The 19,170-nt window shown below is 67.4% G+C and carries 10 protein-coding genes and 1 pseudogene; 7 read left to right on the top strand and 4 right to left on the bottom strand.

The window, feature by feature from the left end; all coding sequences use genetic code 11:
• Positions 1 to 82 precede the first annotated feature (82 nt).
• On the top strand, positions 83 to 1,612 hold the full coding sequence (locus CCS38_RS25065) for a helix-turn-helix domain-containing protein (protein ID WP_223735570.1): 1,530 nt from the start codon (positions 83 to 85) through the stop codon (positions 1,610 to 1,612).
• 36 nt (positions 1,613 to 1,648) lie between these two features.
• Here the strand turns inward: CCS38_RS25065 and CCS38_RS25060 are convergent, their stop codons facing one another.
• Entirely contained in the window at positions 1,649 to 2,665 is a 1,017-nt protein-coding gene (locus CCS38_RS25060) for a tyrosine-type recombinase/integrase (RefSeq protein WP_223735569.1), read from the bottom strand.
• 110 nt (positions 2,666 to 2,775) lie between these two features.
• Between CCS38_RS25060 and CCS38_RS25055 the strand changes: the two are divergent.
• Positions 2,776 to 3,207 (top strand): annotated as a pseudogene (locus CCS38_RS25055) (RNaseH domain-containing protein); the annotation flags it as partial.
• Positions 3,208 to 3,643: 436 nt separating this feature from the next.
• Here the strand turns inward: CCS38_RS25055 and CCS38_RS25050 are convergent.
• The gene (locus tag CCS38_RS25050; RefSeq protein WP_223735568.1) at positions 3,644 to 4,123 is read right to left on the bottom strand and encodes an ASCH domain-containing protein; all 480 of its coding nucleotides are present in this window, start codon (positions 4,121 to 4,123) and stop codon (positions 3,644 to 3,646) included.
• The gene (locus CCS38_RS25045) at positions 4,120 to 6,180 is read right to left on the bottom strand and encodes a GNAT family N-acetyltransferase (protein ID WP_223735567.1); all 2,061 of its coding nucleotides are present in this window, start codon (positions 6,178 to 6,180) and stop codon (positions 4,120 to 4,122) included. The genes CCS38_RS25050 and CCS38_RS25045 overlap by 4 nt, the downstream gene beginning before the upstream one ends.
• 378 nt (positions 6,181 to 6,558) lie before the next feature.
• Here CCS38_RS25045 and CCS38_RS25040 point away from each other — a divergent pair, with 378 nt between their 5' ends.
• The 4 genes from CCS38_RS25040 to pglX all read left to right on the top strand — a co-directional run bounded on the left by CCS38_RS25040 (position 6,559) and on the right by pglX (position 18,405).
• A complete protein-coding gene (locus CCS38_RS25040; RefSeq protein ID WP_223735566.1) occupies positions 6,559 to 7,083 on the top strand; it encodes a hypothetical protein in 525 nt (174 codons plus the stop codon).
• 531 nt (positions 7,084 to 7,614) lie between these two features.
• Positions 7,615 to 8,703, top strand: coding sequence for a hypothetical protein (locus CCS38_RS25035; protein ID WP_223735565.1), 1,089 nt, complete (start codon positions 7,615 to 7,617; stop codon positions 8,701 to 8,703).
• 1,228 nt (positions 8,704 to 9,931) lie between these two features.
• Complete coding sequence (gene pglW / locus CCS38_RS25030; protein ID WP_223735564.1) at positions 9,932 to 14,611, top strand: BREX system serine/threonine kinase PglW; 4,680 nt, start codon at positions 9,932 to 9,934, stop codon at positions 14,609 to 14,611.
• Positions 14,612 to 14,691: 80 nt separating this feature from the next.
• Positions 14,692 to 18,405, top strand: a complete 3,714-nt coding sequence (gene pglX / locus CCS38_RS25025; protein WP_223735563.1) for a BREX-2 system adenine-specific DNA-methyltransferase PglX — start codon at positions 14,692 to 14,694, stop codon at positions 18,403 to 18,405.
• Positions 18,406 to 18,451: 46 nt separating this feature from the next.
• On the opposite strand, the gene CCS38_RS25020 is transcribed toward pglX, so the two are convergent.
• The gene (locus CCS38_RS25020) at positions 18,452 to 18,586 is read right to left on the bottom strand and encodes a DUF397 domain-containing protein (protein ID WP_308050866.1); all 135 of its coding nucleotides are present in this window, start codon (positions 18,584 to 18,586) and stop codon (positions 18,452 to 18,454) included.
• A 20-nt stretch (positions 18,587 to 18,606) separates the two neighbouring features.
• On the opposite strand from CCS38_RS25020, the gene CCS38_RS25015 reads away from it, so the two are divergent.
• On the top strand, positions 18,607 to 19,119 hold the full coding sequence (locus CCS38_RS25015) for an ATP-binding protein (RefSeq protein WP_223735562.1): 513 nt from the start codon (positions 18,607 to 18,609) through the stop codon (positions 19,117 to 19,119).
• Positions 19,120 to 19,170: the final 51 nt, after the last annotated feature.

Genomic DNA, 19,170 nt, shown 5'->3' with positions numbered 1-19,170 from the left:
GTCCGCCGACCGCCGCAAAGCGGTCGGCGCGAACCGGGGGACGATTGAACATCCATCTCATATCTGAGATACCGTTCTCCTCATGGCAGACGACTACCTCGTACGTATCGGCAAGCTCATCCGTGACGCCCGGCAACACCGGGGCTGGACACAGACGCAGCTGGCGGAGGCGCTCGGCACGAGCCAGAGCGCGGTCAACCGCATCGAACGCGGTAATCAGAACATCAGCCTTGAGATGATCGCCCGGATCGGCGAGGCGCTCGACAGTGAAATCGTCTCCCTGGGGTATGCGGGACCCATGCATCTCCGCGTCGTCGGCGGCCGCCGTCTCTCCGGCAGTATCGACGTCAAGACGAGCAAGAACGCCTGCGTGGCACTGCTCTGCGCGACGCTGCTGAACGCCGGCCGCACCACGCTGCGCCGCGTCGCCCGCATCGAGGAGGTCTACCGCATCCTCGAAGTGCTGGGCTCGATCGGCGTCCGTACGCGCTGGATCAACGACGGGAACGACCTGGAGGTCGTCCCGCCCGCCGAGCTGGACCTCGACTCCATGGACACCGAGGCGGCCCGCCGCACCCGCAGCGTCATCATGTTCCTCGGTCCGCTGCTGCACCGGATGGACCACTTCAAGATCCCGTACGCGGGCGGCTGCGACCTCGGTACCCGTACGGTCACCCCGCACATGACCGCGCTGCGCCACTTCGGCCTGGAGGTCACCGCCACCGAGGGCACGTACCACGCGCACGTCGACCGGGCCGTGGCGCCCAAGCGCGCGATCGTACTGACCGAGCGCGGCGACACCGTCACCGAGAACGCGCTGCTCGCCGCCGCCCGGCACGACGGCGTCACGGTCATCCGCAACGCCTCCTCCAACTACATGGTCCAGGACCTGTGCTTCTTCCTGGAGCAGCTGGGCGTGCGGGTCGAGGGCATCGGCACCACCACCCTCACCGTGCACGGCGTCGCGCACATCGAGCGGGACGTGGACTACGCGCCGTCGGAGGACCCGGTCGAGGCGATGAGCCTGCTGGCCGCCGCGGTCGTCACCGAGTCCGAGCTGACGATCCGCCGCGTCCCCGTCGAATTCCTGGAGATCGAGCTCGCGGTCCTGGAGGAGATGGGTCTCGACCACACCCGCAGCGCGGAGTACACCGCCGACAACGGCCGTACCCGCCTGATCGACCTCACCGTCCGCCCCTCCAAGCTGAGCGCCCCGCTCGACAAGATCCACCCGATGCCGTTCCCCGGGCTGAACATCGACAATGTGCCGTTCTTCGCGGCCATCGCGGCCAGCGCCCAGGGCCAGACCCTGATCCACGACTGGGTCTACGACAACCGCGCGATCTACCTGACGGACCTCAACCGCCTCGGCGCGCAGGTCAAGCTGCTCGACCCGCACCGCGTCCTGGTCGACGGCCCGACCCGCTGGCGCTCCGCGGAAATGATGTGCCCGCCGGCCCTGCGCCCGGCGGTGGTCGTCCTGCTCGCGATGATGGCCGCCGAGGGTACATCCGTACTGCGCAACGTCTACGTCATCAACCGCGGCTACGAAGACCTCGCCGAGCGCCTCAACTCCCTGGGCGCCCAGATCGAGATCTTCCGGGACATCTGATGCACGAGTGCCGCCGCGCCCCGCCTGACCTGCCATTTAGCGGATCAGGAGGGGGCGCGGCGGCATCTCTGGGACTTCTCTGGGACTTTGGGCCCTCGACGGGCTACGGGTCACGCTCCACGGGTTCTGCGACCAGCCGCGACTACGCGAAGATCGCGTCGATGGCGGCACTGCCCCGTGCGCCGGGGGCAGGAAGTGCGAGTACTTCCGCAGCGTGAACCCGGGGTCGGAGTGCCCCAGCCAGCGTGCCAGGGAGACGACCGATTCGCCAGCCTCCAGTTCCTCGGAGGCGTAGAAGTGGCGCAGGGCGTGAAAACCGTGCTCCCGGGACGGCTCCCACACACGGCCACCGCCGCCGCTGCCCTCCTCCAGCGGAGCAATCAGGCCCGCCGCGGCCAGAGCCGGCTTCCACACGTAGGAGTTGAAGTAGTTCCGGTTGATGGCCTTCCGCTCGCGTCCCGTCACCAGGAGGTTGTAAGTCCTTGGCCGCCGGTGTTTGGCTTCCACCGGCGTCTCGGCAGGAGTCGGGTCGTCCCAGGGCAGCATGACCGGCACCGGAGCGAACTGTTCCATGTGCTGCCGAATGGCCCGTGCCACACTGGACGGCAGCGGCACGTCCCGGACCTTGCGGCCCTTGGGGAGCGCGAAACACAGTTTCGCCCGCACCATCTTGACCTGTCGCCGGACATGGACGACTTCCTTCTCGAAATCGATGTCCTCCAAGGCAAGTGCGAGCGCCTCCCCTTGCCGGAGCCCCAGTCCCGCGCCAATCACGACAAGGAGCTGGTAGCGGTCCGCCAGGGCCTGCCGTACCGCCAGGACTCGTTCCGGCGACCACGCCTCGACTCTGCCAGGGGCGGCGGCCGGAGGACCCACCGTGCTGGACCGACATGGATTACGACCAAGACGACGGTCCTCAACGGCAGCCTGGAAGACGCTGGAGAGCGTTGCCCAGACAAGACGGATCGAGGTCGGGCCGAGATCCTTCTCCAGCTTCTTCTTCCAGTGGCGCAGGATTTCCGTGCCGATCGCGTTGAGCGGCCGAGCACCCAAGTGAGGAACGATGTGTCGCCGCACCCTCTGCTCTATCCGCTCGATCGTCGACGGGTCACCGCGATGAAACCCCCCAGTGGTTCGCGCCGGACGACGACTCCCACGATCACGGTTTCGCGAGCGGCCTCTGGCACCGTGCGGACGCCGCCGACGACCACCGCGTGTACTACAGCACCGGCGAAAAGCCCCACACGGCCAAGCACGCCGTTAAGACCGCCTCGAAGATCGCGACCCGGATCCCCATGAAAAAGAAGCCTAAGGAGGGCGCCGAGGACAAGGAGCCGGAGCCGGTCATCGACACGGGGACCAACGCATGGAACCCGACGGCACTGGAGATCGCAGTTCTCGCTGCGCCGGAGGAGGAGACAGCTGAACCCGGGGCCTGGGCTGCCGTTACCCACCAACTGCGACGCGCCCCCGACTACAACGTGACACTGAAGCTCCCTCTGCCGCTCCACCTGGCAATGAAGACGACGCAATACGTCCTGCCGCACGAGGACGACACCGACGAATCCGCAGCGGAGGAGGGCGCTGGCCAGTGACCGGGTGACCGCGGGCGGCATCCAGCCGGCAGGGCCGGGAAGACACGCGGGTTGAAGCGATTGCTGACGTGGCGCGTGTTCACGGCTGGTCCGGAGTCGGAGAGGCAAGGGGACTTTTCCTGCCACTCCGACTGCGACACTGAGCCGAGCGCCGCGGACCCCACGCTAGGAGGGCCTCTGGACCATCCCGATCGGCTCGTTGTCCGTCCTGATCATCGCGCTGGGCCACATTGTTGCGGTCGCGGTTTTCAGGTACACGGCGTGCACGCACCAAGGGCCGCATTCTCGCCGGGACCTGGTCGGGGCCATCGGCTCCGGTGTGGGGGTGGCAAGGTCCTGGCCCTGTTGCTCAACGCAAGTCCTGAGCAGCCCCACGCCCGTAGGCCACCCTGACGTCAGCGTAACCTCGCCCGCACGTTGAGGGGGTGCAATCGGCCTAGGCCAGCGCCAGGTCGTTCAATGCGTCCTGAAGCGCCGCCCCGGTCACCGGTGCCGCCTCAGCGACCTTCCGGAGGTCTTCGCCGGTCAAGTATCGGTAGCTCTGCGGTGGATGGAACGATCCGGAGGCTCGCAGCGCGGCCAAAGGCACGGGTGCCTCGAAGGTCATCGGTTCTTCGAGTGACAGACCGCTGGCCTGAGTCGCTCCACTCATGTACTCGTCATACTTACGCTGGCTGATCCCGGCACTCGTGCGGCTGGCCGACCAGACCTCGCGCGGGGAGGCCACCTGCACGGAAGCAATCCGGGCCATGCCCACGATGGCCATCGTGGGCGCGGTCGCGTACAGGATCACGGGAGTGCCCGGTGGGGCGGCGACGCGCTGTCGGCGGACCTCGACCGTCTTGGTCCCAGCCAGGATCGCCGTGGCAAACCGAGGGTGGACGGACAGCAGCATCGCGCGCTCCGGATCACTCACGTCTTTCGGTGCCCCTCTTCGTACATGGCATGGAACAGCGCATTGCTGATCTTCGACAGCTGCATCGGCGGTACCCACCGTAGCCCCAGCCCCTTGGCCAACGCGGTCACTCGTGCATGCGTCACCTGTACGGGAAAGATCTCCGTGTCCGAAAACCTCAATGCCATGGCCTTGCCCGACACATCGGCTGCGGCACGCACTTCGGCATGACCATATACGCCCAGGTGTTCGAATCGCGAGAAGAGGGTATCGGGGTCGTCGATGACCACCTCGTCGAGGCGCGAGCAGCCGATGACCATCTTGCCCTGCTGCCCGGAAGCCCCCTCACTGACGTACCACAGGATCCTGGCGGGAACGCTCTCTCCCCGGCGACCGGACGAACGGTAGTAGACGTGCTCGCGGCTGATGCCCAGGACGTCGTCCCGGGGGACGAGCATGGCCGGAACGTCGAAGAGCTCCGTAGACCATCGCGGCTTGATGGGCGCGATGAAGGAGGGCAGGGCCGTGTCGATCAGCTTGGCCGGCCACCACACCCGCTCGGCCATGCTCGCGACCTCCGGCGACACGCGCTCATCCAGCCGAGGCGCCGACTGTCTCATGCGTCCTGCGATCTCCGCAGCCTTCCGTGAGACGGCCTCGGCAGGTCCGCAGACGTCGACCAGCAGTGCGGTGAAGCCGCTCTCGTCCTCGGTGAAGCCGTCGGCACCGGCAGCCGACCTCGCTGTCGACGACAGAAATGGATCGGTGATGCGGATCGCCTGCGCCCCTCGCTCTCGGCCGAGCCGCTTGAGCATGAACAGCAGTTGCCGTGCAAGAGTCTCCTCCAGCCGGTGCGATGCCATGCGGAGGAACGCGACGTTTAGCGTGCGGCCATCCATGGCCCAGACGTAGAGGGCTACCGGATACCCCTCTCCGTCCCGGAGCAGCTCCCTGCGCCACACCACCCCGTCATCGGCGAGACTCTTCAGCCGTTCCGCGAAGGCCGTTCCACGGTCGCCTTCGGCCTGCTCGAAGAAGGCGACCAGCTCTCCTTCACCGCCCGGCGCAATCTCCTCGGCGGAGAAGGTAGTGCCCATGAGATCAGCTGGACGGTACACCTGGGCCTGGCGCAGTTCGTCCACATGCAGCGTGACCACCGCCGGGGAGACGACCTTGACCCCTGCGATGTCCAAGGCGATATCTGCCAGAGCCGCCAGTGCAGGATCGCGCGTCACCAGTACCTGGAGCCCGGCACACGACGTTTCGGCCACGTAGCGCAAGCGGGCGCGCTGCCGGCCATCGAGAGGAACACCAGGCATCTCTTTCCCCGCTGCCGCGACCAGCTCCTCCAAGCGGATGGTCACGGCAGCACTGTCGGGAAACAGGGAACGCAGCTCGGCAAGCCCCGCACGCTGATGGGTGCGCGCCTCACGCTCCTCGACATCACGCACGTCGTGCAGAAGCTGCGGAGTGAACGCGAGCTCGATCAAGTCGGCGAGCCACCCCGCTTCGAGAGCACGTGATTCCTCAACAGCGCGTTCCGTTCCCGTACCGCGCAGCCCGGCGAACACGCCATGGTCGACGGTCACCACCAGCAGCGCATCGCTCTGGGCCTCGGTGAACAGGTCCTCGTGCCCCAGATCGAGCCACCAGGTGTCCAGCGTTTCCTTGTCCTTGCCGCGCCCCAGGCTCTCTCCCCTGGGAACGAAGCCCAGCGCCGTCCACATGCTGCTGAGCCCGTAGTCGCGCCGGCACTTCGCACGAATGCCGAGCCTATGAGCGTGCCGCGCGCGGATCGCCTCGATCAGCTCACGAGCGACACCCATGCCTCGGTGTTCCTCTGCCACGCACAAGTGAGCCAGCCGCACATGCAGACTCCGCTTGGGCAGCCCGAAGAGCGCGTAGCCGACCACCTCCTCGCCATCCATGGCCACCAGCAGGCCGTCGTCCTCAGCATGCTTACGGTAGGCAGGCGGCGTCAGCAGCCCCAGATACTTCGTGTACCGGTTACCCAAAGCGATGATCGCGTCCAGCAGCTCCGACTGCTCCGCAGACACCGGCAACACTCTGATCGCCATGTTCCCCCTCCGGTTCCTTCAACCGACAATGCCCCAGGACGGCATACTGCCCAACAGCGTCAGTGGCGAGCCACTGATTGATCAAAACCGGCTAACTGGCGGGAATCCGTCTGCTCTTGTTTCGTTCGAGTGAATGGGCGGCGGTGTTGGGTTTGCGCCTGGCGGCGGGTTGACCGGGACCGTCGGTTGCTTGTCGGCGGTGGCCCATGGCTTGTTTCAGAGCGGCCATCGCCGCCGCACCACGCGAGCCCACACGGCTGGCCTCGGAGCGTATGCGACACGCACCCCGGCGGTCACTCATGGGCAGAATCCGCAAGCTGGTTGACCAAGACGGTTCTTCCCCACGGCCTCGTAGTCGTCGCTTCTACGCTGACCGTCATGCGCGAAGTCGAATACCGGAGCAGCGGGGTTCCGTTGGAGGAGTACGAACTCACCCGCAGGGACCACCGCCGTCAGAAGCAGAGCGAGGAGAGCAGCGTATCGATTCGACGACAGGTCGAAGAGGACAATGCCAGATGCCGGGCAGACCCGGCGATGGCAGAGCGCCGCCGCCAGGCGTTCGAGAACGTCGCGAAGCTGACGCAGTCCTTCAAGAAGGCCGACCACGAGATCATGCGGTGGCGTGTCCGGCTGTACTGCGGCCACATCATCGAGACGGAGGCGCATTACACGTACACCGACCCCATCGATGCTGGAGGGTCCAGCAAGCAATGCCCTGAGTGCGGAGGTGCCTGGCAAACGATCGTGGCCTTCGAACCCATCGGCCTGCGCGGCGAGCCACCGGAACCCACGGTCCCCACACCTCCGCCGCCCCCGAAGAAGCCGACACGAGCCGAACTCGAACGACGCGTCAAGACGCTGGAGAAGGAGAACGAACGCTTGCGCGCGAAGTTCAGTGACTGAAGGTCCCGACCGAAGCCATTGGGCTGACTCGCCAGCAGGTCACGAAGGCCGAGTTGACGACAACGGTGAAGACGCCGCCCGCGCGGACATAGAAATCGTCCACATCACCCCCTCGTTCAAGCAAGTTTTTTCGAACCACCCATCCCTGACGAACGGAACTGACAACATGCCGCCGTCGTACGTCAACCTCGAGTCGAAGGCGGACCTTTGGAACGGCAGGTCAATGAGCGGCAACTCTCGGTGCTGCAGTGGGTGCAAGACGGGTGCCCTGCCGGCGTTTGGGAGACAAGCTCCTACAAGACCACCTGTCAGGCACTGCAGAATCGGGGCCTGGTCATGGTTTCCCGGAAGGCCGGGCAGTGGAGCGTCACCCTGACGAGTGCTGGCCAGCACTACCTGGCGCACGGCGCGTACCCTCCCCGCGGGTCACGCCCGCCGAAGACCCAGGCCGCCGCTCCACGACCCCAGTCCACCCGAGCACAGAAAACTCCGGCCGCCGGGCGGAGGCCAAGCCCTCCATCACAGCCTCGGGTGACGTTCACGGAGCAGCTGCTGCAAGAGCTCGCGGAGGCCGGCGACAGAATCGTCAAGAGTGGCAGCGGTCCGGACTTGGAGAAATGGCCATCCCGCGTCGCCGCGGCACGCAGGTCCGAAAAGGTCCCGAAGACGAAGGAGCTGTACGGGGGTTGGTGCCAGGGAGGGTACGAAATCAAGCTCGTCGACGTCCCCGCCTGGCGCCTCGCCGTCCTCGAACCCGTCCCCGTTCCCTCCCGGCTCACTCGGCCGCACACCGTGGTCCGGGCCATGCAGAACGAACAACAGCCACTGGGCCTCACGAAGCCCGTCCAAGGACGCGCCCTCCGGCTCGTCCAGGCGCTGATCACCGCTGCCGAGGCCGAAGGACATTCCAGCTCGGCAGGACAGACCGGCTTCGCGCCCCCGTCCCATCGCCGTCGTAGGGCATCTCCCCACTTCACCATCACCGCCCAGGGCCAGACTGTGGGGTTCCTTGTCCTCCAGGAGCAGGACCGGGCCGAGCACGTCGCCACCGAGAAGGAGCTCGCCGCGGCCAAGAAGGACTCCTGGGTCAGGATCCCCCGCTTCGACTACACCCCGTCCGAGCGTCTCCGTTTCGTCCTCAGCGGCGGCCAGCCGCATCGGGCCAGCGAATGGTCCGATACCTCCGGCCGTCCCCTGGAAGACCAGCTTGCCGAGATCGCCCAGGAGGTCACCCTCCGCGGCGAAGCTGCTGAACGCAGACGCCTGGACGAGATCGAAGTGGCACGCCAGAAGCGCATCCGCTGGGAAGCCGCCATGGAAGAAGCCCGAATCCGGTACGCCGAGACATACCGCGTCAGGCACTTCGAGGCGCAGGAAGCGACATGGCGCCACGCCACCCGACTGACGGAGTACGTGAACGCTGTACGCACCCGGGTCGAGGCCATGCCCCCAGGCCAGACCCGGACCGAAGCCGAAGCCTGGGTCGACTGGGCAGCAGCCCGCGTGGAGCGCCTCGACCCACTGAACACACCGCCCCGGCTGCCCGACATTCCCGAGCCGCGCCCCGACGACCTGAAGCCCTTCCTCGGGCACTGGAGCCCTTACGGCCCCACCTACTGACGCCCGCTCCGCCACACGTCCGGCCCTCCGAAGTACGGCAGCAGCGCGCCTGCCACCGCAGCCAGCGGCGGGCGCCGTAACCCGGCGGAATCTTCTTCAAGCTCCCGCAAAACCAGCCCACGGGAGCCCGCCTCCCAGCCAACGTGACCTGCACGATCAGCCATGTGACGCCCCGTCAGAACGAGCGTCATTTGAGCGTCACGAGCGTCATTTCAGCGTCAAGATATCGCCCGTAACGCCCACACCGCACATAATGCGCACGGGAGAAACCGCAGGCCAGGAGCCCTTCGCGGCCGGTTCAAGGATGGCGACACACTCGACATGGTGCGTCATCGGGAAGACGTCCCATCTGAGGACACCTTGAGAAAGTGCAGCTCAGGCAACATCCACACCATCCCCTGACACGCCTCGGATAGAGGCGAGCGTCGCGGGTCCAGGCGTCGCCCGCCGCAACCCTGCGCCCCAGTCCTGCACCGCCCTATCGCAGTCCCCATCAATACGCACGGTCCAGGACCACTCCATGCGGGAGAGCAGAGCGGACCCCGGCAGGCCGAAGGTCCGACGTCCCGGCGGGGTCCCGATCCCCATCAGCTGTCAGCCGCCTTGTCCGAGCCGACCGCCTCCCGCAAGCGGCACCGTGGGCCTCCCCCGGCACCTCGCCTGTTCCGGCCTGCCTACGTTCGCCCTCTCGGATGAGAATCTGCGCCTCGGCATGTACCGCATCGCCCTGTACTCGACGGCGACCTGCTTGCCCGCTCCTCGCCCCGGCTGCAGAAGATGGTCAGCCGCGGCATTTGTACCGCATGGAAGGAAACCCTTCCCGGCCTGTACACCAACTCCACCGAGGCCGCTGCGGGACTCGGTAGAGCCCGCCTCATCTGCCCGGTCATCGCCGGCGGCTCTTCGCCGAAATCCTCGACCTGGGCCTCTCCTGCAGGCTGGCCTTCAGGGGCAGCTGCGCGGTCCGGGCCCACGGCATCGTCCACCGCCCGAGCCGGGAACTCGACTTCGCCACCCGGCCGACCTGGCGGACATCACTGTGGGCTCTTCCACGGTCTGAGCCACAGCGATCCCGCGTTCACGCCCTCTGGCCTGCCGTTGTATGACCACTGTCACTTCTGGACCGCCCGGTGTCAGTGTCACCGTCTAGGATTTCTTCCAGGGAATTCAGCCGGGTTGCAATGTGACCGGCACGCACGGACATGAGCTGACACGGGGCGGGAGCCGCATGGAGGATGGCCGGTGGACGACGGTCACCGAGTCCGAGTTCGAGCACGAGCGCCGCGGTCTTGAGGCGATCCGCAGGCTCCTGCCGAACGAGGAGCCTTGGCGTGCCTGGTCGAACTTCACCTTCACGGCGAACAGCGGGCACGTCCGCGAGATCGATCTCATGGTCACCGCGCCGGCCGGTGTGTTCCTGATCGAGCTGAAGGACTGGCACGGGTCGGTGAGCGGCGGCGGCAACAGCTGGGTGCAGACGACACCCGGCGGTACTCAGCGCCGACACGGTAATCCGCTGCACCTGACCAATCAGAAGGCCAAGGAGCTGGCGGGCCTTATCGGGAACGTCGTGGGGCGTGGCCCCGGGCGGCCGAGGATCTGGGTGGGTGAGGCGGTCTGCTTCACCGACGACAGGTTCCGGGTGAACCTGTCGGGCGCCGACCTGAATGGCGTCTTCAAGGTCAGGCAGCTGGTCGAGATGCTCGCCGTTCCGCCTGAGGACACCCGGGGCCAGGTGACCGCCGCGGTCTCGCGCCAGGTCGACGCGGCCCTGAAGCAGCTCGGTATCGCGTCCGTCCGCCGTCAGCACGAGGTGGGGTCGTACCTCCTGGAGACGAAGTCGTTCGACTCAGGTCCGACCTGGGCCGACTACTTGGGGCGTCACACTCAGTTGCACGATCTGGCGCGAGTGCGGGTTTTCCTCAGCGAGCGGGGCGCCTCGGACACCGAGCGCGCCTCGGTGGAGAAGGCCGCCGCGCGTGAGGCCACGGTGCTCAGCCGGTTTCGGCACCCGGGCGCCGTCCAGCTGAAGAGCTACCTGCCGTCGGGACATCCCGCAGGCCCGACGATCCTCTTTGACTACCACCCGGAGACCCTCAGACTCGACGACTACTTGGTGGAGCACGGCAAGCGCCTCGGCCTGCGCGGCCGTCTCGCGCTGGTCCGCCAGCTCGCGGAGACTCTTCGTTCCGCGCACTCCAACCGGCTCCATCACCGCACGCTGTCGGCGCACGCGGTGCACGTGATTCCGCGCAACCGCGGTCCCCGCGGGCGCGAACTGGGCGAGGAGCAGCGCTGGCTGAGCCCCCGGCTACAGATCGCGGACTGGCAGATCGCCTCCGGGCACAGCGCCAGCCAGGGCAAGCCGCTGACGCGGGCCACCTCACATGTGTCCGGTCTGCACGTCGCCCAGCAGGCCGACCCGTATCTGGCCCCCGAGCTGCGGATCCCCAAGGCGGACCCGGTCCGGCTCGATGTGTACGGGCTCGGCGTTCTCACGTATCTCCTGGTAACCGGTCAGGCGCCGGGTGCGACCCAGAGCGAGGTCCTGTCCCGTCTGGAGGCGGGTGAGACGCTCGCCCCGAGCGCGCTGGTGGACGGTCTCAATCCCGACATCGACGACCTGGTGGAGGCGTCCACCGCGTACGAGCCGAACCGCCGTCTCTCCACGATCGACGACTTCGTGGAGATGCTGGAATTCGTCGAAGAGGCGTTCACGGAGCAGGCTGTATCTTTCGATAACGCCACGGGTGGAGAGCCGGCTGTCGGCGCTTCTCCGACCCCGGAGGCCGGTGGAGAAAAGACCGAGCCAGAGAAGGACCCGCTGGAAGCCGTGGCCGGTGACGTGTTCGCCGGACGCTGGGAGATCGTGCGCCGTCTCGGTACGGGCTCCACATCGCGGGCGTTCCTGGTCCGTGACCTGGCCGGTGAGCCCCGTCGCAGCGGCAGTCTGCCGGTCGCGGTGCTCAAGGTCGCGCTCAGCGAGGCGAAGCACGTGGTGCTCGACCGGGAGGCCGATGTCCTGGGCCGGATCCACCGGGATTCCAGCATCATCGCGCTGTACGAGCGGGAGCCGCTGACCCTCGCGGGCCGCAGGGTGCTCGCCCTGGAGTACGTGGGCGATAGCCGCGCGCTGGACACGGAGAGCACGGGCAAGGCCGTACGCAGACGCGAGGACACTGTCGCGCGTCAGCTGCGGGACTACGGCCGACTCCGCATGGACCAGCTGGAGACGTACGGAAAGTACCTGTTCGGCGCGGTAGAGCACCTGGAGGCGGAGGGCATCTGGCACCGGGACCTGAAGCCGGACAACATCGCGATCCGCATCCGTCCCAATGGCACCCGCCAGCTCGTGATGATCGACTTCTCGCTCGCCGGTTATCCCGCGAAGGAGATCGAGGCAGGCACCGAGGGCTACCTCGACCCGTTCGTCGGGATCATCACGCGCGGTTCCTACGACGGCCACGCCGAGCGGTACGCGCTGGCTGTCACGCTGCACGAGATGGCGTCCCGCGAGCTGCCCCGCTGGGGCGACGGCTCGGTCACGCCCCGGCAGACCGATCCGAAGGAGTGGCCGTACCCGCAGCTCGCCGCCGACGCCTTCGACGACCCGGTGCGGGACGGCCTGGTGGCCTTCTTCCGCAAGGCCCTGGCCCGGGACGTGAAGGACCGCTTCCCGGACCTGAAGCCGATGGAGCGCGCCTGGAACGCGATCTTCCTGGACGCCCAGCGGACGACTGCGCCGAGCTCCGGGCACGGCAACAAGGTGGTGCCGGTAGAAAGCACTGCGCCGCAGATCGGCCAGGGCGACGACGACACCTCAGCCGAGGAGATCCGCGACGAGCAGGCGAAGCGGGCCGACCGTTCCACGCCGCTGTCGGTGGCGGGCCTGACCCTTGCAGCGCAGTCCCAGCTGTTCGACCTGGGCCTGAACACCGTGGGAGACGTCCTCGACTACTCGGTGCGGAAGTTCCTGACCGCGCCGGGCATGGGCGCACGGACCCGCACGGAGATCCAGAACCGGCAAAAGCAGTGGAACCTGCGGCTGGGCAAGACGCCGGCGCCGATGAGCAAGGAGGCGCTCAAGGCCGCCCGCGAGGAGGTCACCGAGCTGGAGCAGGCGGCCGCCGAAGCGGTCGCGGCGGGCGGCGGCGACACCGGGCCGGAGGTGCTGCGCGCGCTGAGCCTGGACGCCCTCGCATCCCGCTTGGTGCCGCGTCCGTCGGGCGGCAACGCCCGTTCCAACGCGAAGGAGCGTGAGGCCGTCCGGCTGCTGCTCCGGCTTCCCGACGAGAACGGTGACCTGCCCGAGGGCCTGCCCTGGGTACGGCAGACGGATGTCGCCAAGGCTCTTGGCCTCACGGTGGGCCGCATCCCGCAGATCGTAAAGAAGGCGCGCGAGCGCTGGTACAACGATCTCGCGCTGAAGCTGCTGAGTGAGCAGGTGATCGAGCTGGTCGCCGAGCGTGGCCGGGTCGTGCCGGTGCTCGAACTCGCCGACGCGCTGCTCGCTCAGCGAGGCAGCAAGGTGGCGAAGCGTCGGGACCGGCGTGCGCTGGCGCTGTCGCTGCTGCGTGCGGTGGTGGAGCGGGAGCAGTTCCGGGAGCAGTACGAGGAGACGCCGCCGCGGTTCCGGTACTTCCACGCCCGGCTGCCCAAGGGCGCCGACCCGGTGCTCGGACTGATCGTCATCGACGTCCGCGACGGAGAGGACAGTGACGACGGGGCAGACACTCCGACCCTGCCGGCCCTCCGGGAGTACGCGCTCAAGCTGGGCGCGCAGGCGGACGAGCTGGCGGGCCTGGAGTCCCTGCCGACGGCGAGCACGGTCCTCACCAAGCTGGCCGCGATCCGGCAGCCGCCGGGGACACTCGGCTGGGACGAGCGGCGTACGGCCGAGATCGCGGTCGCGGCTTCCCCGGGGGCCGCGCTCACGCCCCGCCTGGAGATCTATCCACGCGATCTGGACCTCGTACGCGCACTGCGGATCACCCAGGCCGGTGTGGTCGCCGTGCAGCCGGGCGTCGAGGAGGAGCGCCAGCCGGGGCTCACCGTCGACGCCCTGCACAAGCGAGTCGCGACCCGCTTCCCCGACCTGGGCAACGATCCCCTCGTCCCGCGCGAACTGCCGGTCGGCAGCGAGCTGGTGCGGCTGCTGAAGCAGGCTGGCTTCGAGCTGAAGCTGGCGACCCGCTACGACAAAACCCTCCGGCTCATCCCGGACCGGCCCGCCGGGGAGTTCACCAGCGGGCTGACATCCGCGAGCTGGGGTGTCGCGGCCTCGGCGGCACGGCGGTCCGCGCCGACGCAGTACGACGCAGATGCGGCCGTCGCGGCGGCGGTGAAGGCCGAGCAGCGGCTCGTGCACTCGGCGGGGCAGGACGGGTTCCGGGTCCTGACCGTGCCGCACCAGGGCGCGGAGACGGCGGTACGACGGCTGGCCGACCCGCCCTACGGAGCTGCGGTCGTATCGCTGACCGGGCTGTTCCTGGCCGAGCTGCGCGGCGTGGTCGCCGAGGCGGCCAAGCCGACCTGGGAGACCGTCCTCAAGGCGGACGCCGCCGAGGCGGGCACGCGGCCCCACCAGCAGTTGCGGGTCCGTACGGACAAGGCGTGGGGGCGCGTCGAGCCGCTGCTCCGTGAGCGTCTGGCCCAGGGCAGCGGTCCGCTGCTCCTCACCGACACGGCCGCACTCGCCCGCTACGACGCGTTCGACCTCCTGGGCCGGCTCGCCGAGGAGTCCCGGCAGGGCGGCAGCCCGCTGTGGTTGCTCGTCGCCCAGTCCGACCCGGCCCGCGCGCCGAGGCTGGCCGGGCAGAGCGTTCCGTACCAGGCCGGGTTCGACGAGTGGATCGTTGTGCCGGACGCGTGGGTGGCACGGAAACATCTGGCGCCGGACGCCGCCTGACCCACGGCGGATCGCCGCCTCTTCTCTCCTTTTTCTCGTCTCGCCCTTCAGCCACCCAGTCACCACTTCGGGAGCAGTCCGTGATCGACCGCAAGAGCCTCCTCAGCGATCTGCAGAAGCAGGTCAAGGCGGCAGAGACCGACCTGGACGCACAGGTCAAGGCCGTTCCCGAGGTCGGGGCACGGCTGCGCGGCGAGTACGACCAAGCGAAGAAGCTGGGGCGTACGTCGGCGACCTGGAACAGTTGGCTCGGGGAGCGGGTCACGCAGGTCGCGGTGGCGTGGGTGCTCGGCACGGTCTTCATCCGGTTCAGCGAGGACAACCGGCTGATCGCGGAGCCGTACATCACGGCGCCGGACGTGGCGGGGCGCGAGGTCGCCCAGGCCCGGTACGAGGAGTACATGGCGAAGGACGCCGACCCGACGTATCGCGGGTGGCTGGAAACGGCGTTCGCGGAACTGGGCGCGGGGCAGGCGGGACGGCTGCTGTTCGACCAGGACCACAATCCGCTGTACCAGATTCCGCTGTCGCACGACGGGGCGGGAGCGCTGCTGGCGTTCTGGCGGGAGCAGAAGGCCGTAGAGGTGGAGGCGGAGGACGGCTCCGGCAGCACGTCGGTGCTGGTCCACGACTTCACCGACCCGCTGAGCGAGGACGGCACGGAGGGCTGGGACACCCGGTTCCTGGGCGACCTGTACCAGGACCTGAGCGAGGCGGCACGGAAAACGTACGCGCTGCTCCAGACCCCGGAGTTCGTCGAGGAGTTCATTCTCGACCGGACGATGACACCGGCGGTGCGGGAGTTCGGTTTCGAAGAGCTGAAGATGATCGACCCGACGTGCGGGTCGGGGCACTTTGTGCTGGGCGCGTTCCGGCGGCTGGTACGGCTGTGGGGCGAGGAGCGGCCGGAGGTCGGGCCGTACGAGCGGGTGCGGGCCGCGCTGGAGTCGGTGCACGGGGTGGACCTGAACCCGTTCGCGGTGGCGGTGGCGCGGTTCCGGTTGTTGCTGGCGGCCTTGGCAGCGAGTGGTATGCGGACCTTCACGGAAGCTGCGGTGTACGACTGGCCGCTGGGGCTGGCAGTGGGCGACTCGCTGCTGCCGGTGGAGTACGAGCAGGAAGGGATCTTCGGCGAAGAGCAGCTGACCATCGGCGACGAACCGGATTCGAACGAAACTAAAGAACCGTATTTTGCGCTGAGCACTGAAGATGTTTTGAAGCACCCGCAGATCCTCCGCAAGGCAACCTATCACGTAGTGGTCGGTAATCCTCCGTACATCACAGTCAAGGACAAGACCCTCAACAAGCTTTACCGGAAGCTGTACGACGCCTGTGCAGGGACCTACGCGCTATCGGTTCCATTCGCTCAGCGTTTTTTCGATCTCGCCATCCGGGGCAACGAGAAGACTGGTCGCGGATATGGGATGGTCGGCCAGATCACAGCGAACTCGTTCATGAAGCGAGAGTTCGGAACACCGTTGATCGAGAGCTTCTTCCGGGACCGCGTTGAACTCACGGAGGTCATCGACACTTCGGGGGCGTATATCCCCGGCCATGGCACACCCACGGTGATTCTTGTTGGCCGCTCACTGGATCACAAGGGATCCCGTCAAGCAACCATCCGGACCGTACGAAGCGTGCAGGGAGAACCTTCAGCACCAGACAATGCGGAGCAAGGGCTTGTCTGGCAGGCAATCGTGAATCAGATCGACCTTCCCAGCAATTCAGGCCAATGGGTCTCGGTTGACGATCTGGAGCGTAGGCGATACTTCGGTAAGCAACCATGGGTACTGACTGACGGTGGCCTAGAGATGCTTGAATCCCTGTCAGCTGCGAGCAACGGAAGCCTCAAACACACCGCTGCGCGAATGGGCTATACCGGACAGACAAATGCCGACGGCGCCATGCTGGCGACCCGAAGGTCTTGGGATAGGCGCGGAGGGGCACCTTCCTTTGGTCGAGTTATGGTAACCGGTGACCAGGTTCGCGACTGGACTCACACAGAGGACACATTTTCCTTCTTCCCCTATAAGCAAGTCGGGGAAAAATTCACCCTTCTCCCCCTCCCCGAGGAGTCGGCTGAGCACAAGTGGATGTGGCCGATGAGGACCATCCTGGGGCACCGCGCGACTTTCTCGGGCGGAACCTACTTCTCAGAAGGCCGCTCCTGGTATCAGTGGCACCAGGTAACTGCCAGTCCTGGCTGTCACCCATGGTCTATCACCTCCCCCTTGGTGGCCACACATAACCATTTCACACTAGACCGCGGCGGCAAGGTATTCAATAGACATGCACCCGAGGTGAAACTCCACAAGGATGCAACCGAAGAAGACCATATTCGACTTCTTGGGCTGCTCAACAGCTCCACGGCCGGGTTCTGGCTCAAGATGGTGAGCCACGACAAAGGAAGTCAGGGCGTAAACGAAGGCTACAAATCGCAAGCATGGGAGCGCTTTTACGAATTCACCGGAACCAAGCTTCAGGAGTTCCCCCTCCCTACCGAATACCCTGCCGTTCTCTCCGCCGAGCTCGACGCTCTCGCCCAGCAGCTCACCGCGACAACCCCAGCCGCCCTGGCCGCCGCAACCATCCCCTCTGCCCCGGCGCTCCGCGACGCCCAAACCCTCTACGCCTCCACCCGCGCCCACATGATCGCCCTCCAGGAAGAACTCGACTGGCAGGTCTACTCCCTCTACGACCTGCACTCTGAGGATCTCCGCCTGCCCGACTCCTCCGCCGCCCCCGAACTCGCCCTCGGCGAGCGCGCCTTCGAGATCGTTCTTGCGCGCCGAGTCGCCGCCGGCGAAGCCAGCGACGAGTGGTTCAAGCGACACGGATCCACCCCCATCACCGAGATCCCCGCCCACTGGCCCGACGACTACCGCGCCCTCGTCCAAAAGCGCATCGACGTCATCGAGTCGAACCGTGCCATCGGCATGATCGAGCGCCCCGAATACAAGCGCCGCTGGGCCACCGAGGGCTGGGACTCGATGCGTCAGAAGGCGCTGAAGTCCTGGTTGCTGGACCGGATCGAGGACCGCTCGTACTGGTTCGACGCGAACGACAACCCCACCATCACCACCCTCTCTCGCCTCACCGAAGCCCTCTCCGCCGACGAGGACTTCACCTCCGTCGCCGACCTCTACGCCCCCCGGCAGGACCTCGCCAAGACCGTCCGCGACCTGCTCTCCGAGGAGCACGTCCCCTTCGTATCGGCCCTCCGGTACAAGCCCGCCGCGCTCAAGAAGCGGGCCGACTGGGAGCACGTCTGGGATCTCCAGCGCGAGGAGGACGCCGCACCGGACGAGCCTGCCAAGCGGAAGATCCGGGAGCGGACGCCCGTACCACCGAAGTACACGTCGGCCGACTTCCTCAAGCCCAGCTACTGGCGTGCCCGCGGCAAGCTCGACGTGCCCAAGGAGCGGTTCGTCTCGTACGGCACGGTGAACGCGCAGTCGCCCGAGCTGTACGGGTGGGCCGGCTGGGACCACTTGGAGCAGGCGCTCGCGCTCGCCTCGTACATCCAGACCGCCGGACTCGGCAGCGAGGAGATCGTGCCGTTCCTGGCCGGGCTGCTGGAACTCCAGCCCTGGCTGGACCAGTGGTACGGCGAGTACGACGCCGAGTTCGGCGCCTCCCCCGCCGCCGAAATCCTCGCCTTCCGGCAGCAGAAGCAGGGCGAACTCGGCCTGACCGACGACACGTTGCGCGCCTGGCGGCCCGCCCCCGCCACCCGCGCGAAGAAGGCCGCCGCCCCGAAGAAGAAGGCAGCGGCCCCCGCAGAGTCCGACTGAGCAGCGCGTCTGTGAGGCGGTTGATCCGCCGCCTCACAGACGACAGTCAGGAACCCGACACGTGCGCGGTGAAAGCCGCCCAGGCACCGGGGGCGACGGCGAACGAGTCGCGGCCAAGGTCCTTGGAGTCCCGGACGTGGACCGCTTCGGCGTCCAGCGCGACCTCGATACAGTTCACCACCGCTACCGCTGTAGCTGCTCTTGACCCACTCAACGGCCGTTCACGAGTCCACGCACGCCTCCCCCTCCACCCGCCTCGGCGCGAGCCTCGCCCGCCCGGCCGCCGTGGCCCGGCTCGACGACTGGGGCGTCCCGCCCGGCAGCCCGCTCTCCGACACCGTCGCCCTCCTCGTCGCCGAGCTCGCGGCCAACGCAGCCCGCCACGGCCGCGTACCAGGACGGACCTTCGAGCTACGCCTCCTCCACCAGCAGGCGCGTACGACCGCGGTCGTACGTGTGGAGGTCTCCGACACCCACCCGCGACGGCCCGACCCCACGACGGTCACCATGGCCGACGTGGACGCCGACGGCGGCCGGGGGCTCGCCCTCGTGGCGGCCGTCGCCGACGACTGGGGCGTCGAGGACCGCACCGGCCCCGGCAAGACCGTGTGGGCGCAGACCGGCCCGGCCGGCCCGGCCGAGCCGCAGCAGGGGGAACGGGAGAGCCGGACAGAATCTGGCCCTCCTGGTGTCAGTGCCGCCCATTACGATTGATCGGGCAGCGCAGCTCCTGATCGAGCTGAAGGAGCTGAAGGACCGGCCGGG

Source organism: Streptomyces purpurogeneiscleroticus, from assembly GCF_020024005.1.
GTDB classification, from domain to species: Bacteria; Actinomycetota; Actinomycetes; order Streptomycetales; family Streptomycetaceae; genus Streptomyces; species Streptomyces purpurogeneiscleroticus.
Note: the sequence above shows the minus strand (reverse complement) of the source record. Positions and strands in the feature narration are given on the sequence as shown.

Coding starts and splice junctions, on each gene's coding strand:
- CCS38_RS25065 (WP_223735570.1), top strand. CDS start 83: ATGGCAGACGACTACCTCGTACGTATCGGCAAGCTCATCCGTGACGCC.
- CCS38_RS25045 (WP_223735567.1), bottom strand. CDS start 6,180: ATGGCGATCAGAGTGTTGCCGGTGTCTGCGGAGCAGTCGGAGCTGCTG.
- CCS38_RS25040 (WP_223735566.1), top strand. CDS start 6,559: ATGCGCGAAGTCGAATACCGGAGCAGCGGGGTTCCGTTGGAGGAGTAC.
- pglW (WP_223735564.1), top strand. CDS start 9,932: ATGGAGGATGGCCGGTGGACGACGGTCACCGAGTCCGAGTTCGAGCAC.